The following is a 15,230-nucleotide window of genomic DNA, read 5'->3' as shown; positions in this document are numbered from 1 at the left end:
CCAAAAAGCTCGATAGATTATCGAGCTTTTACTTGTTTATACACCCAGATTATTCATAGTCTGCCATACTTTAATGGCATCACTCATCGCTTTGACATCATGTGCTCGCACCATGCATGCACCCTGCTGGATACTTATAAGATGTGCCGCCACAGAGCCAACTGTACGCTGCCCAGCATCTGCTCCACCCAGCGCTTCACCAATAAAACGCTTCCGAGAAAGTGCCGATAAAATCGGATAACCCATATCATTTAATTTATAAAATTCATTTAACAATTTTAAATTTTGCTGGGCATTTTTAGCAAAACCAAAACCAGGATCAATCACAATATTTTCAGGTTTTACCCCAGCTTGAATCGCATCATCTACTCTCTGCTGTAGCTCTTTAATCACATCTGTCGTTACATCATCATATTGGTCTAAATTATTCATTGTGGTTGGCTCACCACGCATATGCATAATAATGACTGGAATATTCAGTTCAGCTGCTGTTGCCAAAGCATTAGGACGGGTTAATGCACGCACATCATTCCAGATATGCGCCCCTGCTTGCACTGCTGCTTTAATCACTTCAGGTTGCGATGTATCAATTGAAATAATGACATCATGCTTAGCTAATTCTTCAACTACAGGCACTACACGGCGTATTTCCTCCTCCACTTCCACTACAGCAGCACCGGGACGGGTAGATTCGCCTCCGACATCAATTACGCTTGCACCATCTGCCATCATCTGCAAGGCATAGGCTATGGCCTGATCTTTGGCATTATGCTTTCCACCATCACTAAAAGAGTCTGGAGTGACATTCAGAATTCCCATCACATGGGGCTGAGACAAGTCCAACTTCATTTGGCCACATTGCAGCATTCGATTGGGTAATGGCATCAATTGCATCATGTTTCTCCTTCAAGCAATTCCGCTATTCTAACAACTCTGCAGTTTTACAGCCTGAAATCTTTTCACCGATCGCAATAGGGTCTGTTGACACTTCGTCCATGTTTGCGACTATGCGTATTTTTTAGAGGATACTAGGCGTGAAATACGAAATTTAGTCATTCTAAATGAGTAGTTCACAACGACGTAGCATCAAAAAATACGCTAGTCCCCAGCTGCGCCTTGCGCTGCAAACAAAGCTGTGCTTTGTTCTTGCTCAGGTTGTGGCTAAAATTATCTCAAACTGCGTCATGAAATTTAAAAATGGTACCACCATTCTTTGCATTTCATTTTTACGATGTATACATCTCATTGCTCAATTTTAGCCTACAACGCAATCCATTTATGAAATGTCAGCAGCCCATATTCATGCATAAAAAAAGAGCCTCATTTGAGACTCTTTTTTTCTAACCATTCAACTTAGCCTGCTGGTAATGGTGGAGGTGTTGCAGGACCGTCTGTTGGTGTTACATCAATCACAGGATTTTCAGCAACATAAACTTTAGGTGGCTGTGGTTCACGACCTTCCATGATGTCACGGATTTGGTCACGATCAATGGTTTCCCATTCCATCAACGCTTTCACCATTGCATGCGCGATATCTTTATTATTTTCCACGATATTGCGAGCAACTTTATATTGTTCATCCAAAATACGGCGAACTTCAGCATCCACTTGTTGTTGGGTTGCTTCAGAAATGGTACGGCTACCTACGTTTCCAAAGAAGCCGTTTTGGTTTTCATCTTCATAAACCATTACGCCCATCTTGTCAGACATACCGTACTTGGTCACCATTGCACGCGCCATTTTGGTCGCACGTTCAAAGTCATTTGAAGCACCGGTCGACATCTGATTGATAAACACTTCTTCGGCAATACGACCACCAAACAAAATCGAAATTTCATTCAGCATCTTGTCTTTGTAATGACTAATTGCATCTTGTTCCGGCAACTGCCAGGTCACACCCAATGCCCAACCACGCGGCATAATGGTCACTTTATGTACAGGGTCAGTACCTGGCAAAATTTCAGCCACAATGGCATGACCGGCTTCATGGTAAGCAGTAGCACGACGTTCTTCTTCACGAATCACCATCGATTTACGCTCAGGACCCATGTAGATTTTGTCTTTTGCATCTTCAAAGTCATGCATATCGACTGTGTTCTTGTTACGACGTGCAGCGAATAATGCCGCTTCGTTTACAAGGTTTGCCAATTGTGCGCCAGAGAAACCCGGTGTACCACGAGCAAGCACTTTTACGTCCACACCAGTGTGCGAAGGCAATTTTTTCAAATGTACATTAAGAATCTGTTCACGACCTTTAATGTCTGGCAAACCAACCATCACTTGACGGTCAAAACGGCCTGGACGAAGCAAGGCTTTATCCAGTACATCTGCACGGTTAGTAGCAGCGATGACGATAATACCCTCATTGCCTTCAAAACCATCCATTTCTACCAGCATTTGGTTGAGTGTCTGTTCACGTTCATCATGACCACCACCGGTACCTGAACCACGGTGACGACCTACCGCATCAATCTCATCAATAAAGATGATACAAGGCGCATGGCGCTTCGCCTGTTCAAACATGTCACGCACACGTGATGCACCGACACCCACGAACATTTCAACAAAGTCAGAACCTGAAATACTGAAGAATGGAACTTTTGCTTCACCCGCAATCGCTTTCGCAAGCAAGGTTTTACCGGTACCAGGAGGACCAACCATCAACACGCCTTTAGGAATACTTGCGCCCAGACGTTTAAATTTAGATGGATCTTTCAAGAAATCTACAATTTCAACAACTTCTTGTTTAGCTTCATCGCAGCCAGCAACATCGCTAAAGGTGACTTTAATCTGGTCTTCAGAAAGCATTTTGGCTTTTGACTTACCAAAACTCATTGGACCACTTTTACCACCTGCTCCACCACCCATGTTGCGCATAAAGAACATGAATAACAAAATGATCAAAAGTACAGGGAAGCTAGCGATAAGAAGTTGCATCAACAAACCTTGACGTTGTGGTGCAGTCCCTTCTACAACAACATTATGTTTGATGAGGTTTGGCATAAGTTCTGGGTCTTGAACCGCAGGACGAATACTTTCAAACTCTGAACCGTTTGTTTTTTCACCACGAATTCTTTCGCCATCAATGGTGACTTGCTTAATTTGACCAGCATTCACCGCTGAAACAAACTCTGAATAATTCATTGCTGTCGGTTGATTGCGGTCACTGATGTTACTGAAAATCAGAATCAGCACACCCAGTATAACCAGCCACAATACGGCATTCTTGAAGAGATCGCTCAAAGCTTTATTCCCATATCAATCTAATTTGATCATGCCCAAAAATGGGTGACCTTAATTTAAGCTGAAGATCAGCTTTGCAATATTTTAAAAATGTACAAAATGCACAATTTTTAACGTCTTGGCAAGTAAACTTTATCTAGAAGCTTTCTTACGACCTTGCCCAATTAAAAATACTTCTTTAGATCGGGCACGTGAAGCAGCAGGTTTTGCTGTCTTCAATACATCAAAGCTATCTACTACCTGTTTACGGAATTCGTCAAATCCGGTTCCCTGGAAAACCTTGACTACAAATTGACCTTTAGGCCCTAAAACCTTGTTGGCAAAATCTAAAGCCAGTTCACACAAGTAAATTTGACGAGGTTGATCTACAGCCTTATTACCTGATGTATTGGGGGCCATATCCGAAATTACAACGTCTACAGTCCGTCCGTTTAAAATATTTAACAATTTTTCAAAAACTTCTTCCTCACGGAAGTCGCCTTGCAGGAAGGTCACATCTGGTAATGCGTCCATTGGTAAAATATCGGAGGCAATCAATAAGCCTTTGTCCCCGACTAATTTACCTGCAATCTGAGACCAACTTCCTGGTGCAGCACCCAGATCGACCACCGTCATGCCCGGTTTAATAATTTTGTATTTTTCTTGAATTTCAAGAAGCTTATAAGCAGCACGCGCACGATAACCTTCCTTCTGTGCTTTTTTCACAAAAGGATCATCCAAATGCTCGCGCATCCACTCTCGACTACTTTTTGACAACTTCTGGTTGGTAATGCGGGTCGCCATAACTCTCTAAATAATAAAAAACTTCTAATATATGATTGTACGTGAAAAACATAGGCCTTGCAGTATACATCTGTATCTAAATCCGATCTTTGAAAGGTTTTTTTCAATAATTGAAATCGATTATTTCAACAGAATATAAAGCGTTTAAACTTGGCATTTGTTATACTAAGCCGTTTTTAAAATTAGGTTATCTTTATGGCGGCTTTATCTATTCAGGAACGTAAACGTTTACGTCAAATCGGACATGCATTAAACCCGGTGGTTATGCTGGGCGATAAAGGTTTGACTGAAGCTGTAGTCGAAGAATTAAACCGTGCTTTAAACGATCACGAATTGATTAAAGTGAAAATCGTAGCGGAAGATCGTGAAGAACGTGCATCTTTAATTGAAGACCTTTCCGCTCAAACTGGCGCTGAAGTTGTTCAAAAAATTGGTAAAATTGCGCTAATTTATAAAAAAGCAGCAAAACAGAATGCCAAATTATCTAACTTGGTTCGTCACGCTCATTTATCTAACTAAGCAGATTTCATGGCAAGTTACGAACTTAGCGCCTTTGATCGTCGCTTCCAATCGATCTCCCTTGTTGCTGCGATTGAACAACAAAGCCCATACACCTTAAATGTAGGCTACTGGTTACGTGACCCCAATCAGCTCATGCAATGGCCTGAAATGGTTCAAGATCACTCTCGTCAAGATTTCTTATGGGAACATACCTGTTTTGAAATTTTTATTGGTGTACAGGGAGAAGATTTCTATCGTGAAATCAACCTCTCTCCTTCCCAGGCGTGGCAGGTGTATCAGTTTGAGGAATATCGCTATCCAGAAGATATGCCACCTCAAGCCGCCCATGATATTGAACTCAACCAGCTCAAACGCACACATTATGGTTTAAATGTGAGCCTGGACTTAACCGAGTTTATGTTAAAGCACAAATTACAATGGTCGGATTTGTTCTTGGGCTTGACTGCTGTACTTAAAACCTCGCAAGGTGAGCAATATTACGCAATGCAACACAGCAGTCCAAATGCAGACTTTCACAACAAACGTGACTGGCTACATCAGTTCTAAGGCATAGCAGCAATATTCAAACAATAAAAAAGTGAGGCAAAATACCTCACTTTTTTATGTCTTCGATGTGTACCCGAGGAAAACCAACATAGCGCCCTTCCTCGCCAGTATATAAGTAGACTTCTCTAGCTATATATCAGCTTTTTAAAGTAGGTTCATCATCCGACTTAACTGACACCTTTTTCCACACATCTAAAGTATGTTCTTTAGAGCGTTTTAAAGTTTCAGCCAGATGATCTTTATGTTTTACTGAAATTTGGCTGACATCCTCTTTTAACTCTTTGCCAAGTTTCGATAAATCTTCAATCACAGCATTAAATTCAGATTTGATGAAATCTTTCAATTCAGTTAAATCTTTTTGTGAAAAATTGAGTTGCTTTTTAATGGTCTCGATACGCTGAAAAAGGTCTTCTTTTAGACTTTGAATTTGCTCTTGAACATTTGCCTGTACCTCCTTTGCTTCAACTTTTACATTTTCAGTTGACTCTGTCACGGCTTCTGTCACTTTGTGCTGCGCTTCTTTAGTGGCCTGCTCCAACTTGTCTGCACCTTCTGCGACCACCTCTTTTAAAGTGGTTTTTGGTTTTGTTGGCTTTTGCTCTACGGTCATGATCTTTTTCCTATAGTTATTACATGAGAGCCCTAGCGTATTCGGTTTTGATAAAATTTAAGTTTTGATTTGTTAGACAATTCTAATTTGCTTACATTTTATATACACAGATGCACAAACAGACTTTTTATCAAAACACAAGGGATTTATCTTACATATTCCTGGTAAATAGAATGGACTTTAAAGGGCTTTCTGCGTATAATGCCGTGTTAAGTTCAAGCGAGCAGACATAGGGAGGATAGGTTTTACAATAGCCTTCCTTTTTTTTCGTCTACTCGCTTTTTTACAGCCTAAATTTCAGGAGCTTTGGTTTGAGCACCCCAGCAATTTTAGCCCTTGCCGATGGTACTATTTTTAAAGGTACTTCAATTGGCGCATCGGGTAGTACGACTGGTGAAGTCGTTTTCAACACTGCCATGACTGGCTATCAAGAAATTTTGACTGACCCTAGTTATGCACAACAACTTGTCACCCTAACTTACCCACATATCGGTAACACAGGTTGTAATGATGAAGACGCTGAGTCAGGTCGAATTCATAAAGTATGGGCTAACGGATTGATCATTCGTGACCTGCCTTTATTGCATAGCAACTTCCGTGCTGAGCAATCACTTGGTGATTATCTTAAACAACATAATGTTGTAGCTATCGCAGACATCGATACACGTAAACTCACGCGTATTCTGCGATCTAAAGGTGCACAAAACGGTTGTATCCTTGCTGGTGAAAACGCTACAGAAGAAGAAGCTTTAGCTAAAGCTCGCGCTTTTGGCGGTTTAAACGGTTTAGACCTTGCGAAAGTATGCTGCGACCCTGAAGGTTTCGAATGGACCGAAGGCTCTTGGACTCTAGGCAAAGGCTTCTCCCAACCTGAACTTAAATTCCATGTTGTTGCATACGATTACGGTGTCAAAACCAACATCTTACGTATGCTTGCAGACCGCGGTTGTAAATTGACTGTTGTACCTGCTGAAACTCCTGCTGAAAAAGTCCTTGCTTTGAATCCAGATGGCGTGTTCCTTTCAAACGGCCCTGGCGATCCAGCAGCATGTGACTATGCAATTGAAGCTGTAAAAACAATTGTAGAAGACGCTCGCAACATACCTGTATTTGGTATTTGCTTGGGTCACCAAATTCTTGCCCTTGCATCAGGTGCAAAAACTGTGAAAATGCCTCACGGTCACCACGGTGCCAACCATCCTGTACAAAATCTTGAAGATGGTACAGTGATGATTACTTCTCAAAACCATGGCTTCGCAGTAGATACAGATACGCTACCGGCTAACTTGAAAGCAACGCATAAATCGCTGTTCGACCAAACCTTGCAAGGTATGCATCGTACAGACAAACCTGCGTTCAGCTTCCAGGGTCACCCTGAAGCAAGCCCTGGTCCACATGACTGCGCACCACTGTTCGATCATTTCATCGAACTTATCGAAGCATCTAAGAAGTAATTAAGGAAGCATCATGGCTAAACGTACAGACATTAAAAGCATCTTAATTATTGGTGCTGGTCCGATTGTAATCGGTCAGGCATGTGAGTTTGACTACTCAGGTGCTCAAGCATGTAAAGCCCTTCGTGAAGAAGGCTACCGTGTTATTTTGGTAAACTCTAACCCAGCAACCATTATGACTGACCCTGCAATGGCAGACGCAACTTACATCGAGCCAATCACTTGGCAAACTGTAGCTGCAATCATTGAGAAAGAACGCCCAGACGCAGTTCTTCCGACAATGGGTGGTCAAACAGCATTGAACTGTGCTCTTGCACTAGATGCCAACGGTATTTTAGAAAAATACAACGTTGAATTGATTGGCGCGACCAAAGAAGCGATTGAAAAAGCGGAAGACCGTAAACTTTTCGATATCGCAATGCGCAAAATCGGTTTGGAATGCCCACGCGCTGACGTTGCAGAAAGCATGGAACACGCACTTGAAATTCAAGCACGTTTCGGCTTCCCTGTAATTATCCGTCCATCATTCACCATGGGTGGTTCAGGCGGCGGTATCGCTTACAACCGCGAGGAATTCATTGAAATCTGTGAACGCGGTTTCGACCTTTCTCCAACTAAACAATTATTGATTGATGAATCACTCATTGGTTGGAAAGAGTACGAAATGGAAGTTGTTCGTGACAAAAACGACAACTGTATCATTGTATGTACCATTGAAAACTTTGACCCGATGGGTGTGCACACAGGTGACTCAATTACTGTTGCTCCTGCGCAAACATTGACAGACAAAGAATTCCAGTTACTTCGTAACGCATCTTTAGCTGTACTTCGTGAAATTGGTGTAGAAACTGGCGGTTCAAACGTTCAGTTCGGTATCAACCCGAAAGACGGCCGTATGGTTGTGATCGAGATGAACCCGCGTGTTTCTCGTTCATCTGCATTGGCTTCTAAAGCAACTGGTTTCCCAATTGCGAAAATTGCTGCGAAATTGGCTGTAGGTTACACCCTTGATGAATTGAAAAACGACATCACTGGCGGTACAACACCTGCGTCATTCGAACCTGCAATTGACTACGTTGTTACCAAGATTCCTCGTTTTAACTTCGAGAAATTCCCGCAAGCTGACGCAACTTTGACTACACAGATGAAATCTGTAGGTGAAGTGATGGCAATTGGCCGTAACTTCCAAGAGTCTGTACAAAAAGCGCTTCGTGGTCTTGAAGTGGGCGCATGTGGTTTTGATGAAAAAATCGCTGTTGGCACTGAAGGCGCGAAAGAGAAGATTCTGGTTGAACTTAAAGTTCCAGGTCCTGAGCGTATTTGGTACGTTGGCGATGCATTCCGTCACGGTTTCACACTGGATGAAGTATTTGAAGCAACCAAAATTGACCGTTGGTTCTTGATTCAAATCGAAGACATCATCAAAACTGAAAACCAGATCAAAACTTTAGGTTTTGGTGATTTGAATGCTGACAACATCCGTTCGTTCAAACGTAAAGGTTTATCTGACCTTCGCATTGCGGACTTGATGGGCATTTCACAAAAACAATTCCGTAAACACCGTTGGAACTTGGGTGTAACTCCAGTTTACAAACGTGTGGATACATGTGCTGCAGAATTCGAATCTGATACAGCTTACATGTACTCAACTTACGATGAAGAATGTGAAGCGAACCCGTCTGACAAAGACAAGATCATGGTCATCGGTGGTGGTCCTAACCGTATTGGTCAAGGTATCGAATTCGATTACTGCTGTGTACACGCTGCCCTAGCTATGCGTGAAGATGGTTACGAAACAATCATGGTGAACTGTAACCCTGAAACTGTTTCAACTGACTATGACACATCAGATCGTTTGTACTTCGAACCAATTACTTTGGAAGATGTGCTTGAAATCGTACGTATCGAGAAGCCTAAAGGTATTATCGTTCAGTACGGTGGTCAAACTCCGCTTAAATTGGCACGTGCTTTAGAAGAAGCTGGTGCTCCAATTATCGGTACATCACCTGACGCAATTGACCGTGCAGAAGACCGTGAACGTTTCCAGCAAATGATTCAACGTCTACAACTTCGTCAACCAAACAACAGCATTGTAAAATCTGCTGAAGAAGGTATGGCTGAAGCTGCGAAAGTTGGCTATCCACTTGTGGTACGTCCATCTTACGTACTTGGTGGCCGTGCGATGGAAATCGTTTATAACGACGACGAATTGAAACGCTACTTGCGTGATGCGGTTCAGGCATCTAACGAAGCACCTGTACTGCTTGACCACTTCCTTGATGATGCAATCGAAGTTGATGTGGACTGCGTATCTGACGGTAAAGACGTTGTGATCGGCGGTATCATGCAGCATATCGAACAAGCGGGTATTCACTCAGGTGACTCAGCATGTTCTATTCCTCCTTATTCTTTATCTAAAGAAGTACAGGACGAAATGCGTCGTCAAACAGTTGCGATGGCAAAAGAGCTTGGCGTAATCGGTTTGATGAACGTACAGTTTGCAGTTAAAGGTACTGACGTATACATCCTAGAAGTGAACCCACGTGCATCACGTACTGTACCGTTCGTTTCTAAGTGTATCGGTGAATCTTTGGCGAAAGTTGCTGCACGTTGTATGGCGGGTCAATCTCTAGAATCTCAAGGATTCACTTCAGAGATTATTCCTGAACACTTCTCTGTTAAAGAAGCGGTGTTCCCATTTAACAAATTCCCTGGTGTTGACCCGATTCTTGGCCCTGAAATGAAATCTACAGGCGAAGTCATGGGTGTTGGTAAAACATTCGGCGAAGCATTCTACAAAGCTGTACTAGGCGCGAATGAACGCTTACCTGGCCTTCCAACCGAAGGTGAAGTTAAGCATGCATTCATCTCTGTACGTGATTCTGACAAGCCTCGTGCTGTTGGTATTGCGAAGCAGCTGGCTGGTTTCGGCTTCAAAATTCTTGCGACTGGCGGCACGTATGACGTGATTAAAGCAGCAGGTATTGAATGTGAACGTGTGAATAAAGTAACTGAAGGCCGTCCAAATATTGTTGACCGCTTGAAAAATGGCGAGATTCACCTCATTATCAATACAACTGAAGGCAAACAAGCTCAACAGGATTCATTCTCGATCCGCCGCTCTGCTCTTCAAGGTAAGGTGTATCACACAACAACTTTGAATGGCGCAGATGCTGTATGTCAAGCTTTAGCAATTAAATTGCCGATGGATGTTTACCGCTTGCAAGACCTTACCAAAGGTTAATTAAGTTACCGAGAAGTCCCGCCACCTCTCGGTGGCGGGCTTTTTTTATTTATAAACCAGCTGTATTTTTTTTAATTTAACTGAGAGGGACAACAATGCAACGTTATCCTATGACTCCTGAAGGCAAAATTGCCTTAGAGAAAGAATTACATCAATTAAAAAGTATTGATCGTCCACGTATTACTGCAGCGATTGCTGAAGCGCGTGAACATGGGGACTTAAAAGAAAATGCAGAGTATCACGCAGCGCGTGAACAACAAGGCTTCTGTGAAGGTCGTATTCAGGACATCGAAGGTAAACTGGGCGCAGCTCAAGTAATTGATGTAAAAACTCTTGAGCAAAACGGCCGTGTGGTTTTTGGTGTGACAGTGACTATTGAGAACCTGGACACTGAAGAACAAAAAACCTACCGCATTGTAGGTGATGATGAAGCAGATTTTAAAATTAACAAAATCTCTGTGAACTCACCGATTGCACGTGGTCTTTTGGGTAAAAACGAAGGCGATGAAGTAAAAATCAACACACCAAACGGTGAAGTTGAATACGAAATCGTAAAAGTTGAATATATCTCTTAATAGATTGTATTCGATAATAAAGCCCCTCTTTTGAGGGGCTTTTTAGTTTTACTGTCTGTTTAAACCTAACATACTGTTGGCGACTCCATCCTCTCCTCTCATTTGCAAGGCTTTGATCACCCCATCAAAATCGCGCTTTTCTCTGTTCTGACTCAGTTTTGATTTTGCCACTATTCTGGATATATGAATTTCAAATACCACCAACTGATCAAGCATCATCATAAGATAATCCTTGGGTGCATCTGACATTTTCCAAGCATTCGCACCATTTGTTCTTTCTTCATTCTGTCTGGTTAAACGTCCCAAAGCCGCTAATTTATTTTTTTGATCAGTTAAAAATTTAATTTTTCCATGCACGTGTACGACCTGATAATTCCATGTCGGCACTTTTTTATGATTATCAAATTTACTTGGATAATAATTGGCAGAGATATAAGCATCATTTCCTTTAAAAATACACAATACTTCCTGATCTTTAGCAACTTTTGTATATAACTCATTGGCTATCGCAACATGTCCAAATAAGATATTTTCACCGTTCAACATTAAAGGAACATGAGTGGCATACAAACCCTCTGGGATATTGGTCACAATACAAGCCAAAGGAAATTCCTGCATAATTCTTGAAATTTCATCCGCACGAACTTCTTTAAATACATCCTCTGCCAACATTATTCCCCTCCCTTTTCTGAATGAAATTAATATTAATTATCTAGCCCCATTCACTATAAAAGATTTTTTAAAATATACGCTTATTAATCCAGCTGTAAATCATTGAGGTGAATTCGAGTTCATCTCTAAAACAGCAAAGAATCCGAATATTGGTATTGAACAGAATTACAGCTATTACAAAGGATCATTGCACTGGATCTTTTAGAAACCCCGATGCAAATAAATTAAATGCATGTAAAGCCTCAGGGAGTACCTGCTCAGGATGCTGGCTAGAGGCGACCCAGAGTGCCGCATTCATGGCTGCACCATTTAAAAATACCGCTGCTGCTTCAGGATCTACAGCTTTTAATCGACCTACAGCCAATAACTGCTCTACGCACTCACGCGTGGACTGCAAGCATTTGTTTTGACTTGGCCAATGTGCAGGATCACCCAGTACTGCAGGTCCATCGCGCAGCACAATACGTTGAAATTCAGGGTTTAAGGCATTTTGAATATAGGTCCGTCCTTCCAGTATTAATCCTTCCCACAGATCGTCAGGCTGATCGAGATGCTGCTGGGCAGATGAAGCCATTTCCGAATCAATTTGATCGACCACCGCAGCAAATAAGCCACGCTTATCACCAAAATGATGATACAACGCACCACGAGTCAGCCCTGCTTCTGCCGTGAGTTTATCCATTGAAGTCTCTGCATAGCCATATTCCGCAAATGCACGGCGTGCGACTTCAATCAGTTTTTTGCGGGTTTCCGCCATCTTTTGTTCACGAACAGACATTGATTTCATCACCTTCTCATCGCAAAAATTTTAATTGACATACGCCACGTATGTCAATTATGTTTACATACGTGGCGTATGTTAAAGTCAACCTGCTTTCACCCACTTATAAATTAGATATTGAATGAGAATAGACATGACTAGAACTACAATATTTCCCCAAGACCGCCATGCTCTATATGAACAGCATGGTTATTCTGCTGCGATCAAATCGGAAGATCTGCTGTTTGTATCGGGTCAGATCGGTAGCCGTGAGGATGGCAGCCCCGAGCCTGATTTCGAAAAGCAAGTGCAACGGGCTTTTGAAAACTTAGCTGCGACATTGGCAGCTGCTGGTTGTACCTTTGACGATATTGTTGATGTCACCACCTTTCATACCGATCCTGAACGGCAATTTGAAAGCATCATGAAAGTTAAAAATCAGGTATTTACACAAAAGCCTTACCCTAACTGGACCGCTGTGGGCGTGACTTGGCTGGCAGGTTTTGATTTTGAGATTAAAGTCATTGCACGTATTCCTAGAAGTGTTTAGATCATATCAGCACGTGCTTTAGGATTTGCTTCATTCGCTGAATTAAGATTATTGATTCAGCTTGACAGCAATTCGGTATAATGGCGCATTCCTTGTTGTTATAGCCCACTCATGCCTGAAAAATTGATTAATTCCCCTGTAAACCATTGGTGTGAGTTCGAGTTCATCTCAAAAACGGTGAAGAATCCGAATATCCACATTAAGGGCAATTACTCTTACTACTCAGCGTATTGGGATCAAGGTTTTGAGCGCTGTGTAGTGCGCTATTTGCACGATAAGCCGGCGACAGCAGAGAAGCCGATTGATCAGCTTTATATCGGCAATTTTGTCTGTTTTGGCGCAGAGTGCGTGATCATGATGGGTGGCAATCAATTGCATCGTACCGACTGGATTTCTGCCTTTCCGTTCGATACACGCAGTTTTGTGCCTGCTGGTGATACCATTATTGGTGATGGTTGCTGGATTGGCTCTCGTGCCATGATTATGCAAGGTGTAAAGTTAGGTGAAGGAGCTGTGGTGGCAACAGGTGCTGTCGTCACCAAAGACGTGCCACCTTATGCTGTTGTGGGTGGCGTGCCTGCCAAAATTATTAAATACCGTTTTCCTGAACATGATATAGAAAAACTGCTTTCCCTTAAGCTCTATGACCTAGATGAAAAGCAGTTTTTAAAAATGCGGGACCAATTGCAGACGGATAATATTGAAAAATTGTCAATATTTTTCAAATAACCCAGTTTTAATATATTGCTTCCAAATAGGTTTAAAATCTTTAATATCATCTAACTTACCAATGCAATAATGAATTAATAGATGTTGTAAAGCTCGTTTTTTTTGGCTCTGTTGCCCTTGCGTCGTAAAACCCGTCTCTATTCTAGAAATATTTTCATAAGTTTCACAAATCACTGATTGTTTTACATTTAACTTCTGGAAAATTTTTTGCTCAACAAAATAAGCTTTTGTCATATTTGTATTATCAACACCTTTAAAATAATTAAAAAGATGGTTAATTATCTTATTTAAGTGACCTACTGAAATCTCAAAATTTTCATCAAATATTAAAGCACTTAAGATTAGATTAAGTTTTATATTATCTGTCCTTAAAAGTGCATACTGGTTAATCTTTTTTACTAATTCTCTTGAATTATATTTTTTTACAGCTTGGAAACTTAAAATCCAGAAAAATAATTCACTCTGATTATCTTTAGACGTTATTTCTCCAATACGATACAATTGTTCCTTGATCACTCCCTCATACAATTGATCTTCACCTATCTTTGGAAATTCAATTGTGTAATCAATAAATTTTTCGAAATAATCCCCATTTAAATCTGAATCATAACCATAATAATTTTTAACAGACTGTAATAGCTGTGGTTTATTCATTACCAATACGAACACAATCTTTGAAATATCAAAAAAGTGTTTAATGCGCTCAATCAAACGAATCGCAAAATCAGGTCGACATCGGTCAAGTTCATCAATAATGAAAACTAAAGGCTTATCTAATTCTTCTGCCAACTGAGCAAGCTCTTGTTTAAATGCCAATAAAGTATTTTTATCGGCTTCATGATTCTCAATCTTTGCTTCAATGCTTTCTTTAATTTTATCACCCAGTTCATCTGTAGCAGATTCGATAACTTCCTTACCCGTTTCAGAAACTTGTTTTGCGAAAGCACCTAACACCCCTCCACTAATTAGATTTAAACCGAGTGTAAGTAATACTTTCGGTAAACTTGGCAAAAGAGCTTGATACGCTGCAGCAGCTTTTTCTTTAAAAGTATTTATATGAATTTGATCAAAATCATCATCCTTAGATAAGCAACCTGTAATCTCAGAAGAAATCACTAAAAAAGGATCATCCAGATAGTCATTTGCAAAAGCGTCCAGATAAATCACATTATGATTTGTATGATCTAAATGTTTAGCCCAATGACGAACAAACCATGTTTTACCCTCTCCCCAACGCGCATCCAAAGCCAACACAGCACCACATTGCAAACGATCAACATAATTTGTGAGTTGAATACCTAAACGTTGACGATCCCAAAGATCACCCTCCCATGCCGTTTCAATATTTTCAAAATTATCACGTTGCCAATTCAATTGATTTGTTTCATGCATTTTTTAATTCATTATTAATAAGTTACTACACTTATGATATGACAATTTTCCTAGAGAATTTGCCTATATTTTTACATAGATTTTCAAATTAAAAATTTGCTTACAATTTCATCATACTTTAGTTTTAAACCCTCTAATTTTTTCCTCAAT

14 protein-coding genes and 1 pseudogene are annotated in these 15,230 nt (G+C 41.0%); 8 read left to right on the top strand and 7 right to left on the bottom strand.

Features of this window, described 5'->3' with window-relative positions; all coding sequences use genetic code 11:
* Nucleotides 1–36 precede the first annotated feature (36 nt).
* The 3 genes from folP to rlmE all read right to left on the bottom strand — a co-directional run bounded on the left by folP (nucleotide 37) and on the right by rlmE (nucleotide 4,026).
* Nucleotides 37–894: a dihydropteroate synthase gene (gene folP, locus ACE01R_RS02395; RefSeq protein ID WP_395545322.1), complete on the bottom strand. Its 858-nt coding sequence runs from the start codon at nucleotides 892–894 to the stop codon at nucleotides 37–39.
* Between the two features lie 459 nt (nucleotides 895–1,353).
* Nucleotides 1,354–3,243: an ATP-dependent zinc metalloprotease FtsH gene (gene ftsH, locus ACE01R_RS02390; protein WP_395544981.1), complete on the bottom strand. Its 1,890-nt coding sequence runs from the start codon at nucleotides 3,241–3,243 to the stop codon at nucleotides 1,354–1,356.
* A gap of 132 nt (nucleotides 3,244–3,375) precedes the next feature.
* Nucleotides 3,376–4,026, bottom strand: coding sequence for a 23S rRNA (uridine(2552)-2'-O)-methyltransferase RlmE (gene rlmE / locus ACE01R_RS02385; RefSeq protein ID WP_086199213.1), 651 nt, complete (start codon nucleotides 4,024–4,026; stop codon nucleotides 3,376–3,378).
* A 195-nt stretch (nucleotides 4,027–4,221) separates the two neighbouring features.
* Between rlmE and yhbY the strand changes: the two genes are divergently transcribed.
* Complete coding sequence (yhbY, locus tag ACE01R_RS02380; protein ID WP_086199214.1) at nucleotides 4,222–4,545, top strand: ribosome assembly RNA-binding protein YhbY; 324 nt, start codon at nucleotides 4,222–4,224, stop codon at nucleotides 4,543–4,545.
* A 9-nt stretch (nucleotides 4,546–4,554) separates the two neighbouring features.
* Entirely contained in the window at nucleotides 4,555–5,094 is a 540-nt protein-coding gene (locus ACE01R_RS02375; RefSeq protein WP_395544978.1) for a DOMON-like domain-containing protein, read from the top strand.
* A 136-nt stretch (nucleotides 5,095–5,230) separates the two neighbouring features.
* On the opposite strand, the gene ACE01R_RS02370 is transcribed toward ACE01R_RS02375, so the two are convergent.
* Nucleotides 5,231–5,704: a hypothetical protein gene (locus ACE01R_RS02370; protein WP_395544976.1), complete on the bottom strand. Its 474-nt coding sequence runs from the start codon at nucleotides 5,702–5,704 to the stop codon at nucleotides 5,231–5,233.
* Nucleotides 5,705–6,015: 311 nt separating this feature from the next.
* On the opposite strand from ACE01R_RS02370, the gene carA reads away from it, so the two are divergent.
* The 3 genes from carA to greA all read left to right on the top strand — a co-directional run bounded on the left by carA (nucleotide 6,016) and on the right by greA (nucleotide 10,977).
* Complete coding sequence (gene carA, locus ACE01R_RS02365) at nucleotides 6,016–7,158, top strand: glutamine-hydrolyzing carbamoyl-phosphate synthase small subunit (protein ID WP_395544957.1); 1,143 nt, start codon at nucleotides 6,016–6,018, stop codon at nucleotides 7,156–7,158.
* A 13-nt stretch (nucleotides 7,159–7,171) separates the two neighbouring features.
* Nucleotides 7,172–10,402: a carbamoyl-phosphate synthase large subunit gene (gene carB / locus ACE01R_RS02360; RefSeq protein ID WP_395544944.1), complete on the top strand. Its 3,231-nt coding sequence runs from the start codon at nucleotides 7,172–7,174 to the stop codon at nucleotides 10,400–10,402.
* Between the two features lie 95 nt (nucleotides 10,403–10,497).
* Nucleotides 10,498–10,977: a transcription elongation factor GreA gene (gene greA, locus ACE01R_RS02355; RefSeq protein ID WP_395544925.1), complete on the top strand. Its 480-nt coding sequence runs from the start codon at nucleotides 10,498–10,500 to the stop codon at nucleotides 10,975–10,977.
* A 48-nt stretch (nucleotides 10,978–11,025) separates the two neighbouring features.
* On the opposite strand, the gene ACE01R_RS02350 is transcribed toward greA, so the two are convergent.
* Nucleotides 11,026–11,649 (bottom strand): FMN-binding negative transcriptional regulator, encoded by a 624-nt coding sequence (locus ACE01R_RS02350; protein WP_395544905.1) that lies wholly within the window; start codon nucleotides 11,647–11,649, stop codon nucleotides 11,026–11,028.
* Between the two features lie 55 nt (nucleotides 11,650–11,704).
* Between ACE01R_RS02350 and ACE01R_RS02345 the strand changes: the two are divergent.
* A pseudogene (locus ACE01R_RS02345) lies at nucleotides 11,705–11,845 on the top strand (hypothetical protein); the annotation flags it as partial.
* Here the strand turns inward: ACE01R_RS02345 and ACE01R_RS02340 are convergent.
* Nucleotides 11,834–12,427, bottom strand: a complete 594-nt coding sequence (locus ACE01R_RS02340; RefSeq protein ID WP_395545320.1) for a TetR/AcrR family transcriptional regulator — start codon at nucleotides 12,425–12,427, stop codon at nucleotides 11,834–11,836. The pseudogene ACE01R_RS02345 and the gene ACE01R_RS02340 sit on opposite strands and share 12 nt — an antisense overlap.
* Nucleotides 12,428–12,563: 136 nt before the next feature.
* On the opposite strand from ACE01R_RS02340, the gene ACE01R_RS02335 reads away from it, so the two are divergent.
* Both ACE01R_RS02335 and ACE01R_RS02330 read left to right on the top strand, forming a co-directional pair.
* Nucleotides 12,564–12,959, top strand: coding sequence for a RidA family protein (locus ACE01R_RS02335; protein ID WP_395544904.1), 396 nt, complete (start codon nucleotides 12,564–12,566; stop codon nucleotides 12,957–12,959).
* A 111-nt stretch (nucleotides 12,960–13,070) separates the two neighbouring features.
* Nucleotides 13,071–13,688 (top strand): CatB-related O-acetyltransferase, encoded by a 618-nt coding sequence (locus tag ACE01R_RS02330; RefSeq protein WP_395544880.1) that lies wholly within the window; start codon nucleotides 13,071–13,073, stop codon nucleotides 13,686–13,688.
* Here ACE01R_RS02330 and ACE01R_RS02325 read toward each other — a convergent pair.
* On the bottom strand, nucleotides 13,671–15,080 hold the full coding sequence (locus ACE01R_RS02325; protein WP_395544878.1) for a P-loop NTPase fold protein: 1,410 nt from the start codon (nucleotides 15,078–15,080) through the stop codon (nucleotides 13,671–13,673). The genes ACE01R_RS02330 and ACE01R_RS02325 overlap by 18 nt on opposite strands.
* Nucleotides 15,081–15,230: the final 150 nt, after the last annotated feature.

This window comes from Acinetobacter sp. BSP-28 (assembly GCF_044130285.1).
In the GTDB taxonomy this organism is placed as follows: Bacteria; Pseudomonadota; Gammaproteobacteria; order Pseudomonadales; family Moraxellaceae; genus Acinetobacter.
This window is presented reverse-complemented; position numbering and strand designations above follow the sequence as displayed.